Here is an 18,301-nt window from a genome sequence, read left to right on the forward strand (position 1 = left end):
TTGAGACGATCACTGCATGTGCGCCAAGGCCGCTGATTTCTGCCCTGCTCCGGTCCTCCGCCTCCTGGGAGCCCGGTGATGACGGAGAGTTCGAACGGCCGGCCCGCAGTGCACGTCCCGGAGGAGACCACCGTCGGCATCATCGGCGGCGGTCCGGCCGGGCTGCTGCTCTCCCGGCTGCTGCACCGCTCCGGAATCGACAACGTCGTGCTCGAGAGCCGTGACCGCTCATACGTGGAGCAGCGTCAGCGGGCGGGCATGCTGGAGCAGACGACGGTCGACGTGCTCCGCGGCTGCGGCGCCGGAGCGCGGCTCGACAGCGAGGGCCTGGTGCACGACGGCATCGAACTGCGCTTCGGCGGACGGTCCCAGCACATCGACTTCCCCGCGCTCGCGGGCGGCCGCCGCGTGACGATCTACGCCCAGACGGAGATCGTCAAGGACCTCATCGCACTGCAGCTGTCCGGGCTCTCCGACGGCGCGCCCCTGCTCTTCGGTGCCGAAGTCCGCTCCGTCTCCGGATTCGCGCCGGGTGTGGAGCAGGACGGGGCCGGCGGTTCCTCCGGTCTCTCCGGTCCGGAGAAACCGGAGGTCCACTACACCTACGAGGGCCGTGAGCGGGTACTGCGCTGCGACTTCGTCGTGGGTTGCGACGGCTTCCACGGCGTCTCGCGCAACGCGCTGCCCGTTTCCGCGGCCCGTACCTACGAGCGCGAATATCCGTACTCCTGGCTCGGCATACTCGCCGACGCGCCTCCCGCCTGCGAAGAGTTGATCTACGCGCACTCGCCGCGAGGTTTCGCCCTGCACAGCATGCGTTCTCCCTCCGTCAGCCGCCTCTATCTGCAGGTGCCGAACGGAACCGACCCCGATGAGTGGCCCGAAGAGCGGATCTGGGACGAACTCGACGCCCGCTTCGCCCTGGGCGGCGACAGCGACTGGAGGCTGAACCGCGGGCCCGTCACCTCGAAGGCGGTGCTGCCCATGCGCAGCAGCGTCACCGAACCCATGCGCCACGGACGTCTGTTCCTCGCGGGCGACGCCGCCCACATCGTGCCGCCCACCGGAGCGAAGGGCCTCAATCTCGCCGTCGCCGATGTCGCCGTCCTGGCCCGCGCGTTCGCCCGGTATCACGCCACCGGCGACACCGGGGCGCTCGACAGCTACTCCGCGGACCGTCTCCGGCGGGTCTGGCGCGCCGAGCACTTCTCGTACTTCATGACCACCACGCTGCACATCTCCCCCGACCAGTCGCCGTTCGACACCCGGCTCCAGCTCTCCCAGCTCGAACGCATCGCCTCATCTCGCACCGCCGCCACCGAACTCGCCGAGAACTACGCGGGACTTGCCCTCATCGAATAGGGCGGCCGACCGTCTCCGGCTCCGTGCCGGCGAGTCGGCGCTCATCCCGTCCGGGAGTGCGGACGCCACCATTCGAACCGTCTCTTCAGCGCCGGCGGCCAGGCCCCCTCACACGAGCACCGACCCCCGCCCCTTCTCGTAAACCGTCAGCCCCCGCGAGAGCCGCAGCGGTACGAGCACCAGCTCCACGGCGACGGCCTTCCAGGCGTACAGCAGGTTCACGACCTTGGCCGGATAGACGCACGGGATGTTCAACAGCACGCGGCCCAACGGCAGTCGGCGTCTGCGCGCCGCATAGACCAGCGGCGGCAGCGTGAAGACGAGTTCCGCTCCCAGCCACCACAGCACCGTCGGCAGCGCGGGACGCCCCAGACCGAGCGTGAGAACGAAGGGCGCACTCCACCACAGGGGCGCGGTCAGGATCTCCAGTATCGCCAGCAGCACCCACACCGCGAGCATCGGTTTCCTTCGCAGCAACTGCCCCGTGTGCAGACGCACGTTCTGGCAGAAGCCCGCCATCCAGCGCCACACCTGTTTGCGCATGTAGAGCAGCGTCTCCGGGTCGGCCGCCCAGGCGACCGCGTCCCCGACGTACCGCGCACGACGCCCCGCGATCTGCTGTGACCAGGTGAAATCCATGTCCTCCACGATTGTGCGCTCGGGGAAGCCACCGAAGTCCACCAGCACCCCTCTGCGGAAGACCGAGCAGCAACCGGAGCAGACCATCGGGCTGTTGGCACCCTGCTGGATCGGCCTGTGCCAGTGAAAACCGAAGAGATACTCCACCGAGCGGCCGCGCTCCCACACCGTCCGTGCGAAGCGCGTCTGCACATTGCCGGCGGCGACGACGACTTCCGGATCTTCGAAGGCGGGAAGCATCCGCTCGATGTAGTCCCCCGCCAGCACGGTGTCGGCGTCGACCGCCAGCACCAGCTCCCCTGAACAGTGCGGCAGCGCGTAATTCTGCGCCCGTGCCTTGCTGCCCAGATTCTCCGGCGGACGCAGCACCGCCACCCCGTAACTGCGCGCCACTTCGCCTGTCCGGTCGCGTGAGGCGTCGTCCACAACGATCACCTGCTCCGGCGGCACCGACTGACCGAGGACCGACTCCAGGGTGGCGGGCAGACCCGCTTCCTCGTCGTGCGCTGGGATGATCACCGTGACGCCGCGGGCCATGCCCTCACCCCCCGGTCCGCCGTGGCTGCCCGGGCTTCGCCGGCCGGCCGTCCCCGCCCGCACCGCCGCAACGCTTCACGCGCTATGACGACGGCTCCGACCACCCCGTAGACCAGCACGCTGACACCGATGAACGGCAGCCCCCCGTGCATGGGCCCCTCCTCTTCCAAACCCACCCGGCGCCTCTCGCCGGGAACGAGGAAAAGCTAGCCCCCTGCCGTCACTCACGGTGCTCGCCCGCTACTTTCTGTGGAAAGCGCGGGAGTTGTGGACAACTCACTCACCCGTGAGAGCGGCTCTCACTCGTCGGAACGCTGCCCCCGCCCGCTCGCGGCACCGGCCCCGCCGCCGGCATCGGACCCGCCCGGCGAGTGCGCAAGCTCCGGTGACGAGGACTCCAGCGGCACCGACCACGACCTCACAAGCCCCAGCTGCACGGCCTGCCGCGGCAGCACCGCGTCCAGCAGCCAGTCGGCCGCCACGCGCACGCGGTTCCCGGGCAGCGCCGCCAAGTGATACGCACGCATCACGGCGTTCGCGAGCGGCCCGGCCAGCGGCACCCCCAGCGGATTCGCTGCCGCCTGCAGCCCGCCCAGATCGACGGTGAACCCCAAGTCACTGTGCTTGTACGGGCGCCGCTCGCCGTACCCGTACGAGGCGGCGACGTTGTACGCCACCGTCTTCCCCTGCCGCACCGCGTGCTGCCCGGTCATCGGCGTGTACTCCCCCGGCCGCGTCAGATCCGGCACCGCGGCCGCGTCCCCGCACGCGTACACCTCCGGGTGCCCGGGCACCTGCAGATACTCGTCGACGCACAACCGGCCCTTCTCCGAGGGAAGTCCGGTCTCCTCGACCAGCGGGTCCGGCCGCACACCCACGCACCAGATCAGGGAGTGAGTGCTGACGAACTCGCCGTCGTCCAGCAGCACACCTTCCTTCGTGGCCTCCTTCACCGACGTACCCGTACGTATCTCCACACCGCGCTTGGCCAGCACCCGGTGCGCAGTCCTCGACAGACGCCTGTCGAGCTCCGGCAGCACGCGCGGCGCGATGTCCAGAAGCAACCAGCGCGGCAACCGGTCACTGCGCAGGCCGTTGCCGGCGCGGTGGTGCTGCTTGGCGAGAGAATCGGTGAACAGCTTTCCGTGCGCGGCGACTTCAGTGCCCGTGTAGCCGGCGCCGACCACGACGAAGGTGCAGCGTGCGGCGCTCTCGGCGGAGTCCTCGCTCGAAGCGGCCATCGCGATCTGCCGCGAGATGTGATCACGCAGATACAGCGCCTCGGGCATGCCGCGGAACCCGTGTGCGTGCTCGGCGACTCCGGGGATGGGCAGCAGCTTGTTCACGCTCCCCACGGTCAGCACGAGCCGGTCGTAGCGCAGCTCTCCCCCGTTGCCTTCGGGATCCACGTACGTGATCTTCCTCGCCCCGAGGTCGACCCCGTCGACCTCGCCGAGCACCAGCCGTACGCCACGCAACGTGCCCGCCAGGGACACCGACACCCGGCGCGGCTCCAGTACGCCGGCGGAGACCTCGGGGAGCAGGGGCAGGTAGAGGAAGTAGTCGTTCGGGTTGACGAGCACGATCTCCGCCGATCCGCGGAACTTGCGTGAGAGCGTCCTCGCCGCCCTGTACCCGGCGAATCCAGCTCCGACGATGACAATGCGGGACCGGCTCACGGCTGGCACTCCAGACCTAGGGACCTTCGCGGACCCTGCCCGCGGTTCCCCCGGCCCTCCGGCGCAAACCCGCCGCACACCGCGCAGGCCGACCGCCTGGTGGGGGCCGAGAAGGGGTGAGCGGGCACTGCCGGACGTCATGTATTGTTCTTCGTGCGCGAGCGGCGCGGAGCCACAGGCCCCGGGCCGGATCGAGCACCGGGACGTGGCGCAGTTTGGTAGCGCACTTGACTGGGGGTCAAGGGGTCGTGGGTTCAAATCCCGCCGTCCCGACAACACGGTAAGCCCGCTGACGGAGACAAGAATCTCCAGGTCAGCGGGCTTTCTTCTGTGCCTCCTACGGGGTCAGCGCACGATCCGCAGATGCTGCTGTGGGGGCGGTTTGGGGACCACTTGGGGACCAGAAGCTGTGCGGCCGGCGAGGAGATGAGCGTTGAGCGCGGCACCCGCCAGTTCGACAGACTGGTGATCAGGGTGCAGGTAACGCTGGGTGGTGCTCAGGGAACCGTGTCCGGCGATCTTTCTGAGCACGTGGAGGGGAACACCCGCATCGGCCATCCACGTCAGTCCGGTGTGCCGCAGATCGTGCCGCCGCAAGTGCTCGTACCCAAGCCGGACCACGACCTCGTCCCAATGTGTGGCGTCCCGCAGAACAGCGGTCGATATCCGGCCGCCTCGCGGCCCGGTGAACAGCCGAGCCATGGGATCCCGGCCTGCTGTATCGAGCCGGTCTGCGACCAAGGCGCGGATCTCGGGAATGATCGGAACCATACGTCGCCTCTTGCCTTTGGTGCCCTTGTCGATCAGTCCGCCGGGGCCGGAAGTGGTCTGCCGACAGAGATTCCACATCCATCTCTCGCGATCGATGTCCCCGGCCCGGACGCCGGATACCTCCCCGATCCGGGTGGCTGTACAGGCGGCAAACCTCACCACGTCGCCCCAGCCCTGGTACTCCCCGGATGAGCGCGCTACCAACGCGGCGGCCAGTGTGTCCAGGGCGTCCCAGTCGGGCAGGGCAAGCGAGCGCGGATCGTCCAGCTCGTCCTCGGCACGCTTGTATTCCTGTTGCCACCCGACGACCCGTGCAGGGTTGACGTCGATGATGCCGTCCCGTACGGCTTGTTCCATCACCCTAACCAGGACGGCCAGGCTGTTCTTGACGGTGGACTTGCTGCACTCGTCAGCGATCCAGCCGTACACGACACGGTCGACAACACCGTTAGTGATCGTGCGCACCGGAAGATGACCGAGGGTTGGGAGCACCCGCAGCCGCCAACCGGCACGGTAAGGATCCATCGTCTTGGCTTCCAAGCCCCGCATGGCAAGATGCCATTCCTCTTCTCCGTACTCCTGCAACATCATGGTTGCCGTAGCTGGCGTGACGCCGCGACTCGCGGCACGCTGCAAGCGGACTATCCAGGCCTGCGCTTCGTCGTCGGTGGAGAAGGCTTCCGACCGCGATAGGCGTTTCTTGGTGCCCGGCACCACCCAACGAACCCGAGCACGGTAGGGCTTGGGGCGATCCTCGCGGAACTCGACATCGGCTGCGAGCGAGATGCCTACGGGTGGCGTCACCTGATGGGGCATCAGGCTGCCTGTGCAGGATCGGTGCGTCGTGCCGCCAACCAAGCTTGCACGTCGGGAGCGCTGTACATCGTCACCCGGTTGGTGAGGCGTACGAAGGGAGGGCCCTGCGGTGGTTGCGAGGTGCGCCAACGACGCAGCGTCGAAGCGTCCACTCCGAGCAAGCGCGCGAGTTCGTCGGTCGTGTACCAACCGCAGTGCAGGAGGTCTTCTTCCTGGTCTATTGCGGCGCGGCTGAGCAGATCTGCGATCTGCGCTGTGAGTGATTGGTTCATGACCGGTGCTCCCCGGTGCGGTTGATTTCCATGATGAATTCGTCAAGTAGTCATCGGCGAAGCTCTTCCGCCGGCGAGCCGATGTTCGTTGCATTCGCACGGCTCCACCGCCAAGCACAGCCGGTGCTGACGACATCCATGGTGGTGAGAAAGCCCGGTTTGGCTAACCGGGCATTAGCCGCTATAAACGGGCACTTCCGGGTTCTCTCACGGCTGCCCGAACCACGGCGCCCGCAAGAGGCGATCGCACGGCGTAACTCCTTTGCCAGCATGCTGATTTCGAGGACGCTGTACGTTCACATGGTCATCCCCGTGATTCCAGTCCCCGTGGGCCCTGTGCGGTCTGCTGTCGGCGAAACGCAGCCAGCACGCCACGTTCTCCAGCACAGCCCAGGCCGAGCGTTACCCTTCCAAGGGCCTGCCACCCTGCGAAACATCGTCGCGGTGATCGCCGCCGTCACCACCCCGACCGGACGGCGTTGAGTGCTGCGCAGCTTTTTCGGATCACGCGGTCGCCCCGGCGGGTCGCCGCGAGAAGGGCGCCGAGCAGGTCGTCCGGGAAGTCTCCCGAGCCGAGGGCGCACGCGTGCAGCAGCTCGCGACACTCCTGCGCCTGCCTGTCGCTGGCGAGCTCGGTGAACTGCGTGTCGACAAGGGCTTCGCGAGCCGCGTAGCCGTCGCGTGCCTCCACCGTGCGGTGGTGCAGTCCGTCAACGAGATCGTGGGCGGCGGTGTGACCGGCGGATCGGGCGGCAGCAAGGATCGTGAGGCCGAGCCGCATGTCGAAGACGGTCGTGCCGTGGCCGGCCGGTGCTTCCAGGTAGGCGCCGACCAAGTCGCCTACGTGCTGACCGGTCGATGCGTCAGCGGCGAGGCGGCACAGCATCGTCAGGCAGCCTGTGACGCGCCGCTCCCACGGTTCACCCGGCGTCGTGTTGTCGAGCAGGTCCTGGGCACCACCGGTGTCGCCACGAGTGAGGGCTGCGAGGACTGCGACTTGGCGGCCGTCCAACATGCGTGCTCCGATGCCGCGGTGTTCCTCGATGTGCGCGAGGGCTTCGTCCCAGCGCCCTTCGGTGGTGAGAGTGCGGGTGCCGTCGGCGAGGAGTACCCGCCACAGCCAGGCGTGGACTTCCTGACGGTCATCAGCGGTCGCCGTGAGGCTGGCCGGGATGGCGATGTCCTCGAAGCGGACGGCGGTGCCGTTCCCGACGGCCGCGTGCAGGGCGAGGAGGCGGCTGCGTCCTTCGTCGCCGCAGCCGGCACGGACCTGGAGCCGCGCGAGGTTGACGGCCGGTTCCAGGGCACGGATCGCGCTCATACCCGGCAAGGGGCAGGCGTGGAGGTACGCGGCGGCGTGCTGGTGGCACATCTCGCGGGCGAGGTCGGGCCGGCCGAGGTCGGACGCGACGAGGGCGGCTTGGTTGTAGACGGCGGAGCCGACGCCTTGGTCTGTCTCGCGGACGGCGATGTCGGCCAGCTCGGCGATGGAGGCGATGCGCTCAGGCAGAGGGAGACAGGCGGGGCGGAAACGCGCGACGAGCGGGAAGCGCTGCGCGATCGGTCCGTGCGGGTCCATGGGTTCCCCCGAGGGGCAGAGAAGCGAGGTACGGAATCGGCAGGTGCCCGCCAGCGCGTGGCTGACGGGCACCGTCGTGGACTGAACAGCCGTCAGTTGAAGTCGACGACGACCCGGTTCAGCGGCGTGTCGATGCTGAACAGTCCGTCCCGAGGTTCCACTTGGGACGCGGTGAGGTCGTGCAGCTCGAAGGTGGCCTCGCGCCCTCGGTATTCGCGATCCCAGGTACGCACCGCGTCAGCGACCTGCGCCACCAGCTCGTCGCTGCCGGGGCCGTGGCCGATGACGCCGAACTCCCACAACTTGCCGCCCTCGGGGGTGGTCTGCTCGGAGACACGGCGGGCGAGGTAGGCGACGGCGCCCTTCTCGACGGCTGCCGTCGACGACGGGTACGGGTCCTCCGTGAGCACCGTGCCCTTGGCCGTCTGCGGAAACAGCATGCGGATCAGGCCGGACGGCATGGAGCAGGAGACGAACAGCTCCATCCATTCCGGGGACTCCATGGCGCGGACCATCATGCCGGTCCATTCCTCCACGCGCGGCTGCTCCAGCACTCCGGCCAGGGCGTCGGCGTCGATGTTCTGGGCGGAGGGCGCGTGCAGCCGTACGGTGCCGTCCTTGCTGAGCGGGACGTCGCGACGGTCGTCGTCGGCGATGCCCCTGCGCAGGGGCATGAAGGTGTTCATCTCGGAGCCGACGGAGCCCCAGCGGTCGTCGCGCTTCTCGTAGGCGATGGAGCGGGAGACGCTGCCGTTGAGGCGCTGGGGGGCGACGAGTCGGCCGCCGGGGGCAAGTTGGTCGAGCCAGGCATGTGGGATGCCGCGCGCGCCGACGGTGGCGATGATCCGGTCGTAGGGAGCCCCTTCGACGTGGCCGCCGGCGCCGTCACGCGTCAGTGCCGTCACGTTGGTGACGCCGGCTGCGGTGAGATGCTGCCGGGCGCCCTCCACCAGATCGTCGTCGACGTCGATGGTGGTGACATGGCCGTGCTCGCCGACGAGGTGGCCGAGGAGCGCCGCGTTGTAGCCGGTGCCGGCACCGAGTTCGAGGATGCGTTCGCCGGGCTGGGCTTCGAGCTGATCCAGCATCAGCGCGACGATGACCGGCTGGGAGGCGCAGGAGATCGACGTGCCGTCGTCGTCGTGCTTCACGTCCACGACCGTGTTGGCGTAGGCCGCGTCCAGCGACGCGTCGGGGACGAACAGGTGCCGGGGCACGGTCCGCAGAGCGGACTCGACCTCGGTGGTGCCGGCGCGGCCGTCGGCCTTGATCTGGTCGACGAGGGCGTTGCGAAGCCGCTCGGCATCGGCCCCGGGGGCGGTGATGGTGTCAGTGTTCACCGTGCTGACGGTATCGGCGGCGCGCGGGGTTCCGGCTGCTGACGGGGTGTTGTCCTGCGGTTCCATGACTACCTCTCTTGCGATGTGGGACAGGGTGAGCTGGTCGTCTGGCGGGAGGCCGGCACGGTTGGCGTGGAATAGGACGTGGTGGGCGAGGACGGCGCGCAGCCCGCGGGTGAGTCCGTCCTGCTTGGCGAGTCCGGCGAGTTCCGCCCCGGTCCGCTCGAAGGCGGACACCCACTCGGTGTGTCCATCGAGTGGGCCGCCGGGCCGGGTCAGGTCCGCGATGTTGGCGGTCATCAACGTGTGCATCGCCGGGGCCAGGGCCGCGCGTCGCTCCGGGGAGATGGGTTCGGGAGCCCGGCGGAGGTCGGCGTACTTCGCCCAGACGTCGCCCTGCTCGTACCAGTCCAGGCCGGCGGCCCGCATCATGGCGCTCGCGAGTAGGACGGCGGTCTCTCGCCGGCCGAGGCGGCGGGGGCCGGGGCTGTAGGAGAGCAGGTGGAAGCTGTCCAGGTGGAACAGGCTGTGTGCCGCGTCTATGGCCCACTGGCCGCCTAGCGCGCAGGTCTCGGGTTCGTAGATGCCGGGCAGCCAGGAGCGAACGGTGCCGTCGGCGACGAGGTCGCTCAGGAGGCGCTGGACGATGGGGGACGCCTCGGGCGCCCTGTACCGCAGCGGCCAGGGCTGCTTGTTCATGAACCACCAGCCAGTGATCTCGCCGGCTTCCTCGGCCGCGAGGAGCGCGGGGCCGAGACGTTCGACGATGACGCGCTGCGCGATCTCGCGGTTGGGAAACACGACGTTGTGCTGGTGCCAGCGGTCCGGAGGCATGGACTTCCTTACGTTGTGGGTGGGTTGGTTCAGGCGATGAGGAGGCAGGAATCCCACACGGTGTTGGGCGGCGTGCCGGTGGCGGGGGCCAGAAACGCCAGCGCGATGCCTGCGGCGCCGTCGAGAAATCCGGGGCCGGCCTCGTCCATCACGACCACGGGGTCGGTGTCGGGCGGGCAGACGGTGTTCAGGAGCGCCGGGACGGCGGCCCGGAGTAGCACGGCAGTGGAGGGGTGGGCGTCGTCGGCAGCGCGGGCGGCGACGTGTGCGAGGCCGGCGAAGCCGTGGCACAGGCCGTTGTCGGTGGTGGCCGCGAGTTGGGCGGGATCGGTGAGGGCGGCCACGAGGGCTTTCTCCGCGTCGACTTGACGAGGTGCGTCGTCCAGGGCGAGTGATGCGAGTTGCTGAGCGCGGGCCAGGCCGGCGGTGCCGTAGCACCAGGACGGTCGCCGCGGAGCGGAGGGGGCAAGGTTGTCGGCGCGCAGTTCGGCCCGCGTGACCCAGTACGGCCAGGCTTCCCGCCCCCGCGGCTGCCAGCGGTCCAGCCACGCCAGGATGGTGCGCATGGCGTCGTGCTGGCCGTCGACGACTGTGCCGTGCCGGGCAGCCAGGGCAAGGAGTGCGAGGACTCCCCCAACGCCGTGCGACATGCCGTGGTTGGCGTGGCCTTCGGGGAATTGGTCATCGGGCCGGCCCGTGGGCGCAGTCGGGGCCCACCATCCCGGAAGCATCTCGCCGCGAACGGTGATGGGCCTGGTCAGCCGGACGCAGTAGTCCAGAACGTCACGCATCTCGGCTCCGGTGGGCTGGCGGTGCAGGAGGTAGGAGCCATAACCGGCAAGTCCCCGGATCGCGTCGAACTCAGCGAATTCGGGGAGCTGTTCGGCGTCGAGGCGACGGTGTGCGGCCGAGAGGCATCGACGGACGTCGCTAACCATCTGCTCGTCCAGCTTGGTCAAGGCACGCTCGTACGAGCCCGGTTGATGGTCGGCGGCGCAGGCGACGGCGTGCGCGAGCGCAGGTGCTCCGTAGAAGGGGTGGCTGTCCGGTCCGCTCGTGACGGGCTGCCGGGTAGCGGCGGCGAGCCAGTTGTGGGCGCGGCTCCACGGTGCGAGGCCGGCCGCCGCGCGTTCGATGTGCAGCAGCGCGATCCCCGGCAGGCCGTACGCGAGGTGCTGCCGCTCCGTGCGCGCCAGCGGGATGGCGTCGGGGTCGGTCAGGGCGTCAGCGACAGCGGCCGAGAGCACTAAGGGTGTGGTGGTCACGGGTGCGTTCCCATCTGCTTCTCGGCACGGGCTGTCCAGGCCAGGGCCGCAGCCCGTGCTAGGTAGAGGCAGATCTCCTCTTCGGGAAAGTTCACGGCGACGTGCCGTACGAAGTGGACGTGCAGCAGCGACGTCAGGACGTCGTCGAGCGCGATGCCTTCGGTGTGCGGCCCCGGTAGGTGCTGCCGGTACGCGGCGAGCGCAGCTTCGCGGTCCGCCCACGCCGCGGCGACGGCTGGTCCGCCGGGCTCACCGCGCAGCGCCGCCCACTGATCGGTGGGGTCGGCGAGCCGTACGGCTTCGGTGAACTGGGGCCGGGGCACCGGGGCGGGTGCGGTCGCCGGAATGTGGTCGATCAGCCAGCGCATCCCGGCCTCGACGCTGCCGAGGAGTCCGGCGGTGATGGCTACGGTGTGCGCGGCGACGAGCGCCCGCACGGGTGGGCGTCGCTGCTCGCGGAGCTGGGCGAGGACGGCGCGGGAGTCGGTGCGGAACACTTCCTCGGCCGCGTCCCACGCCGTACCGGAGCCCCACCGGCCCATCTCCCGGTACGAGGTGGGGTAGCGCAGGTCCGCCAGCAGGCCAGCTGCGCCCAGCTCATCGGCCCACGCGCTCACGGTGCGGGCGGTCTCTCCGAACGCATCGGCGCTCGGGAGGCCGATGCGAAGCCGGATGTGCGGGTCGGGGTCGCGGAAGCGGATGAACCACCACGGCGGACTGCCCAGCCGCGACAGCAGCTCGGGCAGATGCCGTACCAGCAGCTCGTCTTGGCGGCGTGCGTCGCCGTACAGGGCGGCCAGCAGCACCGGCGCGGTGGCGGGCGTCTGCTGCTGCTCAGGAGAGAACGTCCGGGCCAGGGTGGGGGCGGGCAGCGGCGGCCATCCCGTCGGCCGGGTCGCTTTCAGCGGTACGACGACCTCGTGGGCGCGGCCCTCGCACCACCCGTACGCGTCCGGCTCCGGCGCCTCCTGGAGCTGGACCGTCCCCGCGCGATCGAGCTGGGCGCGCAGCAGTGTCCGGTGGCCGGCATCGTCGAGGTCGAGGAAGAGACGGCGATCGTCTTCGACGACGAAGACCCGCCGCGGTGCCCGTCGCCTCTCCCGCCAGCCGGCGAGCGCGGCATCCCATCCGTCCTCGGATAGCTCCGCCGCCTCCAGACGCCACCGCGCCGGTACGAGCACCGTCCGGCCGTAGAGCAGCCGTGGCAGGAACGGAAGCACGGACGCCGCACCCCAGTCGAACGTGGTGACCTGGGCGCCCTGGGCGCGGGACAGCTCGGTGAGGAACCGCACCAGGGGCGGGGTGTGCGTACGCAGGTTCAGCGCATGCAGGCCCACGGCCTCGACGCGGTGCCCACGCCAAGGGACGGCCAGGTACATCCGCCGCCCGTCGCATGCCACCGCCAGATCGTCGGGGGTGAGCACGTCGCCGCCGTCGGGGGCGCGGTGCTCCTGGACGCTGATCACCGTCGGATGGACGCGCGGGCTGCGGGTGACGTGGGTACTCGCGGGCAGCAGCGGCGGGAAGGAGAGCTGAGCGGGAACGGTGTCCTCGTCGCTGGCCGGTACGTCGGCCAGTTCTGCGGTCAGCGTCTTCCGGCCGTCAGGGGCCAGGACGCTGAGGAACCGGCCCGTGGAGACACCGGCGCCACGGGAGACGCTGCCGACTTCCAGCCGGAACCTGCCGCGCTGGAGATCATCAAGGCTGGCGGCGTGCACGCGTACGCCGACTTCGAGGTGCGGCGGAACGCGCGGCTGCTCGGGGCCGATGTCCACGTCCGCAAGCAGTTCGTCGCTGAGGACCACTTCGGTACGGCCGTCGAGCGCGGCGGCCTGCGCAGTCCGCAGCAGAGCGTCGTCCCGGGCTGAGAGACGCGCCCGGCCGGCGCCGGATGGTGCGTCGGGGAAGCCGGTGCCGCTGTCGGCGACCACCTCGCGAAGCGGCACCATCGTGCCGATGCCGTACCGCTCGTAGAACCGTTGATGGTAAGTGCGCCACGCCTCGGTGCCGTACGGGCGGGCGCACACCCGTGTCAGCGCCCAGGCCGCACGCTCAACCTCGCGGGCGACCGCCTCCGGTAAGGCGAGCTGTGCGTCCAGGCGTACGTCGAGAGCCAGAGGGTGTGGGCGCAGTTCGGGCGTCAGGGTACGCATCCGCGCCGCAACCCGATCTCGCCCCGTGCGGTCGCCGCACTCGTTCAGGCCGGCCCGGACGGCGCGTAGCTCCCTCACCGTCTCCGAGATGGAAGCGATGCCGTCGGCGTCGGCGTCGTCGAGGCGGTCGAGTAGGTAGCCGAGGGCGTCGGTCTCGGTGCTCGGCGCGTGCAGGCTCGTGATGAGGACGCGACGGTTGAGCAGTTCACCGATGAGGTCCTGGACCTTGTCGGCGCTGGCGGCGGGGAATTCCGCAGAGAGCTTGTCGGCGAGCGCACCGACAGGGATGGGCTCCGGGGCTCCGGCGAGGACCGTACGCACAGGGGCCGTGAACGCCAACGACGCCTCGACCGCACGCGTTCGGCCGTCGTCGGTGTCGGGCTCGTACGGCACGATGAGCCGGTCCCCGCGGATACTGACGGTGTTGTTCACGACCATGGGGAGCCGTTCGAGCAAGTCGGGGCACGCCTCCAGCCGGGCGACGACGCCGCTCAGCCACTCGGCGCTGGCGCGTGCGGTCACGGCGTGCCCGCCACCCCATTCGGAACGTGCCCGGGGCGCGAACGTCGCGGTCGTCACTCCGGCGAACAGCCCGAACGGGCTGGGTCGATGCCGCGCCCGGAGCAGGTAGCGGATCACCGACAGCACTGCCTTGTGGAGTTGCCACGTGTCGGGAGCTGCGGCGGCGCACAGGGACTCAACGGCCGCGGCGAGTACAGGGCTTGCGTGGTGCAGTCCTTCGGCGACGTGATCGATGGCCCAGACGGCTCGCAACCACCGAACTTGCGTGGATGCCGCAGCAGTCGACCGGTCGTCAAGTTCAGGCCAGGTGGGGACCGGCAGCGTCGGCGTGGTGACTGCGCGGACGAGGGCGGTTCGGCCGGATCGGAACGCTGGGGCAGCCAACGCGTACCTCCGCAGGGAATGAGGGAGCGGGACGGGGCGGCTGGTGCCGCCGGTGGAGACCGGCGGCACCAGCCGAGGGGAGGAGTCCCCTTTAGGCGACGTTCGTGGTGCAGGCGCCGCAGGTGCTTCCGCAGCCGTCGTTGGTGATGCTGACCAGGCCGGCCGTGTCGGCGACCTCCACCAGAGCGACGTCCAGTTGGAAGCCGTCGGGCGCGCCCGCCTGCACCTTCGGCGGCTTGACCTGGGTGTCGTCGGATGTGGTGCTGATGCTGTGACTCACGTGAACTCCCTGTCGTGGTCGGATACTGCAGTAGCGCCAGGGCCTCGACCGAGGCACCTGACTCCCCGGCGCGATGTGCCGTGATCGCGTGGCGCGGTTGCGAGCGGGCTTGTCTGCGCCGGGAGTTCTATGGGCGGTGTTGGCCGTGCGATGGCCGCGTCCCTGTCGTCAGCCCGTGCTCTGCACGACCGGCACGCGGGGTTCATTGGGGGCGCCGCAGGTTGTCGGTCTGCTCGGGGCCGGCGCTGATGTGGTCGCAGCGGTTGCAGGCGTAGAGCACGCCGCCGCCCTGCAAAGGCTTAGGCCACATGCGATAGCCGCAGTGGAGCATCCGTTCCTCGCCCGGGAATGGGCCGAGTGGCACGCCATGCTCACCGATCTGTTCGCGGGCAGCCGCGAAGCGCTCGCGGCGCATGGCCCACATGGCGATGGCGGCTTCCGAGTGCCGCTCGGCTCGCTCGGCGAGCTGCCGGGCGGAGTGCCATGCTTCGGCAGCGGTAGCATCACCGGCGGTCCGGCCGGGCGGTACTACCCGCCTTGCGGGGGCGGCGCCATGGGCACCACGCCACACTTGCAGCTCGTCACCGCTGCGCAGCAGGTACGTCGAACCGTCGTCGAAGCGCAGCATCTTCCCCGTGAGACCGGCCACGACCATGTCGATGACCTCGACCTCTGTGCCGCCGCGCCATGCGCGGTCCCCGCGACGGATCTCGCCGGGGCCTACTCGCAGCGTCTCGGCGGGCATGCATAACTCCTTGGAACGTGGATGGGGCCGAGGGTTGGAGCCGTGTCCCGGCGGTGCGCCCGTGCGCTGCACGGCTAGGACACGGGGCTTATCGGGCAGGCGCGTTGTCGATGCCGTCCTGGTGCCGGTGGACGCGCGCCTCCAATCGGCGTATGCAGGGCTTGCAGGCGAACATCGGAGCGCTGCCAGCGTCGGTCTGTACGGGCCCGATCCACAGGACGGGCCGGTCGTCGGCATCGCATATCCAGCACTCGCCGTCCTGCCAGACGCGGTGCACGGGGTTCCTTCCTGGGTGGGTGGCTCCGACCGTCCCCAACGGGGAGGCTGGGACAGCCGAAGCCCGGAAACCGCCGCGTCCCGCGAGGGAGCTGCAAGAGGGCACGCAGCGGCAGGTTCACGCGGGGCATCAGGAGCCCCAGCAGATGCCGTAGGCCAAGGCGCCCATGAGCACCATCACGGCCAGCACGTACAGCAGTTGGGCGCAGCGCTGTGTCATCGGGCACCGCACTTCACGTCGGCCCAGACGCGCTTCCCCCAGCGCATCGATTCCACGCCCCAGTCCGTCGACAGCGCGTCTACGAGCGCCAAGCCGCGCCCGGATTCGTCATCCGGACCGGCCTCGCGAACATGCGGTTTGGCGTGACAACGGTCGATGACCGCGACGCGCACCACGTCCTCGTCGACGCGGGAAACCGTGACCCGCACGCAGTCCATCCGAGCGTGCGCCACGGTGTTCGTGACCAGCTCGCTTACCACGAGCCAGGCCGCGTACTCCACGCCTTCCAGGTGCCATACGCGGAGCGATGAGGACACCAGGCGCCGGGCCTTCGCTACGGACTCCGCGGCGCGAGGAAGCGTTTCGCTGTACGCCGGAACTCCAGTTGCAGATGACTCGGTCACGATGTTCACTCCGCCTCCGTTCCACCAAGGACGAGGAACAGTTGACGTGCACCGATGCGCAGTCACGACGACGCAACCCCATTCCCCTAACACTCCGTCACCGCCCTCACCTTCGGTTTCGGGGGTGACTCCCGGCGACACCCAGTGAACGATCGGCACGACAGCGGCGACAGGTGAAAGCAGGTGGAACCACAGCGCATGACCCCGGTGATTTTTACTCTCGCGCTGTCGTGGCCTGATCGCGGAGCGCTACCTTCGTCATGTGTACGCAAACGCCAAGCTGGAAGCGCGGATCGAGCAACTCGGCTTCTCCCAGGCCGGGTTGGCCAGGGAAATTAACCTTGCCGTCGAACGATTGACCGGCTCGCCTGGCTCGGTCACTGACGCAGACGTGCGCCGCTGGCTGCGATACGAGACCAAGTGGCCGCAAGACCGCATCCGGCTCTGCATCGAAGAGGTGCTGGACGCCTCGTCCGAGGACTTAGGGTTCATCCCCCGACGCAGGAAGAGTCGCGCACCATCGGAGGACGGGCCCGTGCAGCGTCGCGCATTCGTCAACGCAGTAGGCGGAGCGGGCTTGGCCCTCTCTAATCCGCAGGCAACGCAGAGACGGCTGGGTGTCAGTGACGTCGATAGGTTTCACCAGGACCACGTGAAGATCCTCCAGGAAGACCGCCTGGTGGGGGGCACAAGGCGGGTGGAGAACCTGGCCATCGAGCTTGGCACGCGGGTCCAGTCCGCCCTCACCAATGGAGTGGTCACCAGTCGCGTACGGGACATGCTGCATCGTCTTGCTGCCGACGCGATGGCGGCGGCGGCGTTTGCCGCCCTCGACGCAAGCTCCCCGAAGCGGGCTCGTGCACACCTAGACAAGGCCATGACCCTGGCCGGCCTGTCGCGGAATAGCCAGACGATGTACCGCGTGTGGGACCACCTCATGCTCGCGTCGAGCATGCGAGAGAACCACGCTGAGGCTGCTGCTAGTGCCGAGGTGATGAAGCGCTCAACCGCAGCACGACGTGATCCTCTCTTCGTTTCTCTGGGGCATATGCGCAACGCCAACGCGCTGGCCCGACTGAATCAGCAGACAGACTCTCTACGTGCTCTCGAACTGGCAGAGAAGAACTTCGGCCGCAGCGCTCAGACTGCGCGCTCAGACTGGATCAGCTTCTACGGTGCCGCCGAGTTCGACGCCCTGTCCTCGTACGTATGGACTGCGGTCGGGGAGCACGGCCGGGCGGAGTTCTGTTTGCACCGAACACTGTCGGCCATTCCCGAGGACATGGCCCGCGACAGAGCGCTGTTCACCGCGCACCTATCCCTCGCACAGATCAGGCAGGGTGAGCTTGAATTGGGCTGCGCCACCGCGAGGAAGGCATCAGCCCTGCTGCTGCCCGACTCTGGGTCACGAAGGACTGCCAAGACCTTGGCCAGAGGCCGTGACCTGCTCATCGCCTCCGGGTCGAAGGCATCTGAAGTAGCCGAGTGGACCGAGGAGTCTCGCCAATGGATCTGAGGCGGTACGGCCACGCCGACGCTCAAGACGTGCGTTCAATGCTGCTGGACATCCACGACGAGGTATACGCGGACGATCCCAACCCGTTCCACTCTCGCGAGCGATTCACGTACTTCCTAGACCTGTGGTCCTCACGGAAAAACTGGAGGTGCGTATCCGGCTGGGAGAACGGCGGCCCGGTCGGCTACGCCTACGGCTCAGTTCTCGCACCCGGTGGCTGGTGGCAAGGCAGCACCCGGCCCAGTGATCTACGAGGCCCCGTGTTCGCCCTGTCTGAACTCATGGTGCTACCCAAGTGGCGCGGGACTGGTAGAGCCAAGAAGATCCATGATGCATTGATAGCCCCCGTAGATGCGAGGGTGGTGTCGCTTCAGGTGGAGATCGCACACGAGAAGGTCGTGCGGCTCTACGAGAGCTGGGGGTACCGAAAGGTGGGCGAGTCCAAGTCACACGACGACTCGCCCCAGTACGCGGTGATGCTCAGAGATCTCCGGTAGCTGCCGGCTCCGAAAGGCCCCCGCCAAGCGCCTTGAAGGACACCGACACCGGACTCCGGTGTATCAACCTGCCGTAGAGCGATACCGGGACGTCCCGCTACGGGTGCCACGCAGCCGGCGGTCGCGCACTGTGGGCGGAGCTCACTTGCATCCTGTTCTACGCACAACTCTGCCTGCAAGAGTCCCCCTCAGGGCTAGGTCAACTGTGTT

The 18,301-nt window shown here is 68.9% G+C and carries 15 protein-coding genes and 1 tRNA gene; 4 read left to right on the forward strand and 12 right to left on the reverse strand.

Features of this window, described 5'->3' with window-relative positions; translation table 11 throughout:
- Nucleotides 1–78: 78 nt before the first annotated feature.
- Nucleotides 79–1,362: a 4-hydroxybenzoate 3-monooxygenase gene (locus ACSMXX_RS01070; protein ID WP_473182125.1), complete on the forward strand. Its 1,284-nt coding sequence runs from the start codon at nt 79–81 to the stop codon at nt 1,360–1,362.
- A gap of 108 nt (nt 1,363–1,470) precedes the next feature.
- Here the strand turns inward: ACSMXX_RS01070 and ACSMXX_RS01075 are convergent, their stop codons facing one another.
- Nucleotides 1,471–2,538: a glycosyltransferase family 2 protein gene (locus ACSMXX_RS01075; protein WP_473182126.1), complete on the reverse strand. Its 1,068-nt coding sequence runs from the start codon at nt 2,536–2,538 to the stop codon at nt 1,471–1,473.
- Nucleotides 2,539–2,837: 299 nt separating this feature from the next.
- Nucleotides 2,838–4,217, reverse strand: coding sequence for an NAD(P)/FAD-dependent oxidoreductase (locus ACSMXX_RS01080; RefSeq protein ID WP_473182127.1), 1,380 nt, complete (start codon nt 4,215–4,217; stop codon nt 2,838–2,840).
- Nucleotides 4,218–4,416: 199 nt separating this feature from the next.
- Here ACSMXX_RS01080 and ACSMXX_RS01085 point away from each other — a divergent pair.
- Nucleotides 4,417–4,490, forward strand: a tRNA-Pro gene (locus ACSMXX_RS01085).
- Nucleotides 4,491–4,562: 72 nt separating this feature from the next.
- Here the strand turns inward: ACSMXX_RS01085 and ACSMXX_RS01090 are convergent.
- The 10 genes from ACSMXX_RS01090 to ACSMXX_RS01135 form a co-directional block, all read right to left on the reverse strand.
- Nucleotides 4,563–5,804 carry a tyrosine-type recombinase/integrase gene (locus tag ACSMXX_RS01090; RefSeq protein ID WP_473182128.1) on the reverse strand — a complete coding sequence of 414 codons (1,242 nt, stop codon included), beginning with the start codon at nt 5,802–5,804 and terminating at the stop codon, nt 4,563–4,565.
- Nucleotides 5,804–6,076 carry a helix-turn-helix domain-containing protein gene (locus tag ACSMXX_RS01095; RefSeq protein WP_473182129.1) on the reverse strand — a complete coding sequence of 91 codons (273 nt, stop codon included), beginning with the start codon at nt 6,074–6,076 and terminating at the stop codon, nt 5,804–5,806. Before ACSMXX_RS01095 ends, ACSMXX_RS01090 begins: the two co-directional genes overlap by 1 nt.
- A gap of 457 nt (nt 6,077–6,533) precedes the next feature.
- Nucleotides 6,534–7,655 carry a hypothetical protein gene (locus tag ACSMXX_RS01100; protein ID WP_473182130.1) on the reverse strand — a complete coding sequence of 374 codons (1,122 nt, stop codon included), beginning with the start codon at nt 7,653–7,655 and terminating at the stop codon, nt 6,534–6,536.
- Between the two features lie 92 nt (nt 7,656–7,747).
- Nucleotides 7,748–9,829 (reverse strand): methyltransferase, FxLD system, encoded by a 2,082-nt coding sequence (gene fxlM / locus ACSMXX_RS01105; RefSeq protein WP_473182131.1) that lies wholly within the window; start codon nt 9,827–9,829, stop codon nt 7,748–7,750.
- A 29-nt stretch (nt 9,830–9,858) separates the two neighbouring features.
- Complete coding sequence (locus ACSMXX_RS01110) at nt 9,859–11,094, reverse strand: lanthionine synthetase C family protein (RefSeq protein ID WP_473182132.1); 1,236 nt, start codon at nt 11,092–11,094, stop codon at nt 9,859–9,861.
- Nucleotides 11,091–14,021, reverse strand: coding sequence for a lantibiotic dehydratase (locus ACSMXX_RS01115; protein ID WP_473182133.1), 2,931 nt, complete (start codon nt 14,019–14,021; stop codon nt 11,091–11,093). The genes ACSMXX_RS01110 and ACSMXX_RS01115 overlap by 4 nt, the downstream gene beginning before the upstream one ends.
- A 223-nt stretch (nt 14,022–14,244) precedes the next feature.
- On the reverse strand, nt 14,245–14,379 hold the full coding sequence (locus ACSMXX_RS01120) for an FxLD family lanthipeptide (protein ID WP_473184583.1): 135 nt from the start codon (nt 14,377–14,379) through the stop codon (nt 14,245–14,247).
- Nucleotides 14,380–14,635: 256 nt separating this feature from the next.
- A complete protein-coding gene (locus ACSMXX_RS01125) occupies nt 14,636–15,178 on the reverse strand; it encodes a hypothetical protein (protein WP_473182134.1) in 543 nt (180 codons plus the stop codon).
- An 88-nt stretch (nt 15,179–15,266) separates the two neighbouring features.
- On the reverse strand, nt 15,267–15,455 hold the full coding sequence (locus ACSMXX_RS01130; RefSeq protein WP_473182135.1) for a hypothetical protein: 189 nt from the start codon (nt 15,453–15,455) through the stop codon (nt 15,267–15,269).
- A gap of 215 nt (nt 15,456–15,670) precedes the next feature.
- The gene (locus ACSMXX_RS01135; RefSeq protein ID WP_473182136.1) at nt 15,671–16,087 is read right to left on the reverse strand and encodes an ATP-binding protein; all 417 of its coding nucleotides are present in this window, start codon (nt 16,085–16,087) and stop codon (nt 15,671–15,673) included.
- A 253-nt stretch (nt 16,088–16,340) separates the two neighbouring features.
- Here ACSMXX_RS01135 and ACSMXX_RS01140 point away from each other — a divergent pair, with 253 nt between their 5' ends.
- Together ACSMXX_RS01140 and ACSMXX_RS01145 are read left to right on the forward strand one after the other, a co-directional pair.
- A complete protein-coding gene (locus ACSMXX_RS01140) occupies nt 16,341–17,594 on the forward strand; it encodes an XRE family transcriptional regulator (protein WP_473182137.1) in 1,254 nt (417 codons plus the stop codon).
- Entirely contained in the window at nt 17,585–18,091 is a 507-nt protein-coding gene (locus ACSMXX_RS01145) for a GNAT family N-acetyltransferase (RefSeq protein WP_473182138.1), read from the forward strand. Before ACSMXX_RS01140 ends, ACSMXX_RS01145 begins: the two co-directional genes overlap by 10 nt.
- The last annotated feature ends 210 nt before the right edge of the window (nt 18,092–18,301 follow it).

It is taken from the genome of Streptomyces sp. DSM 116795 (genome assembly GCF_055792905.1).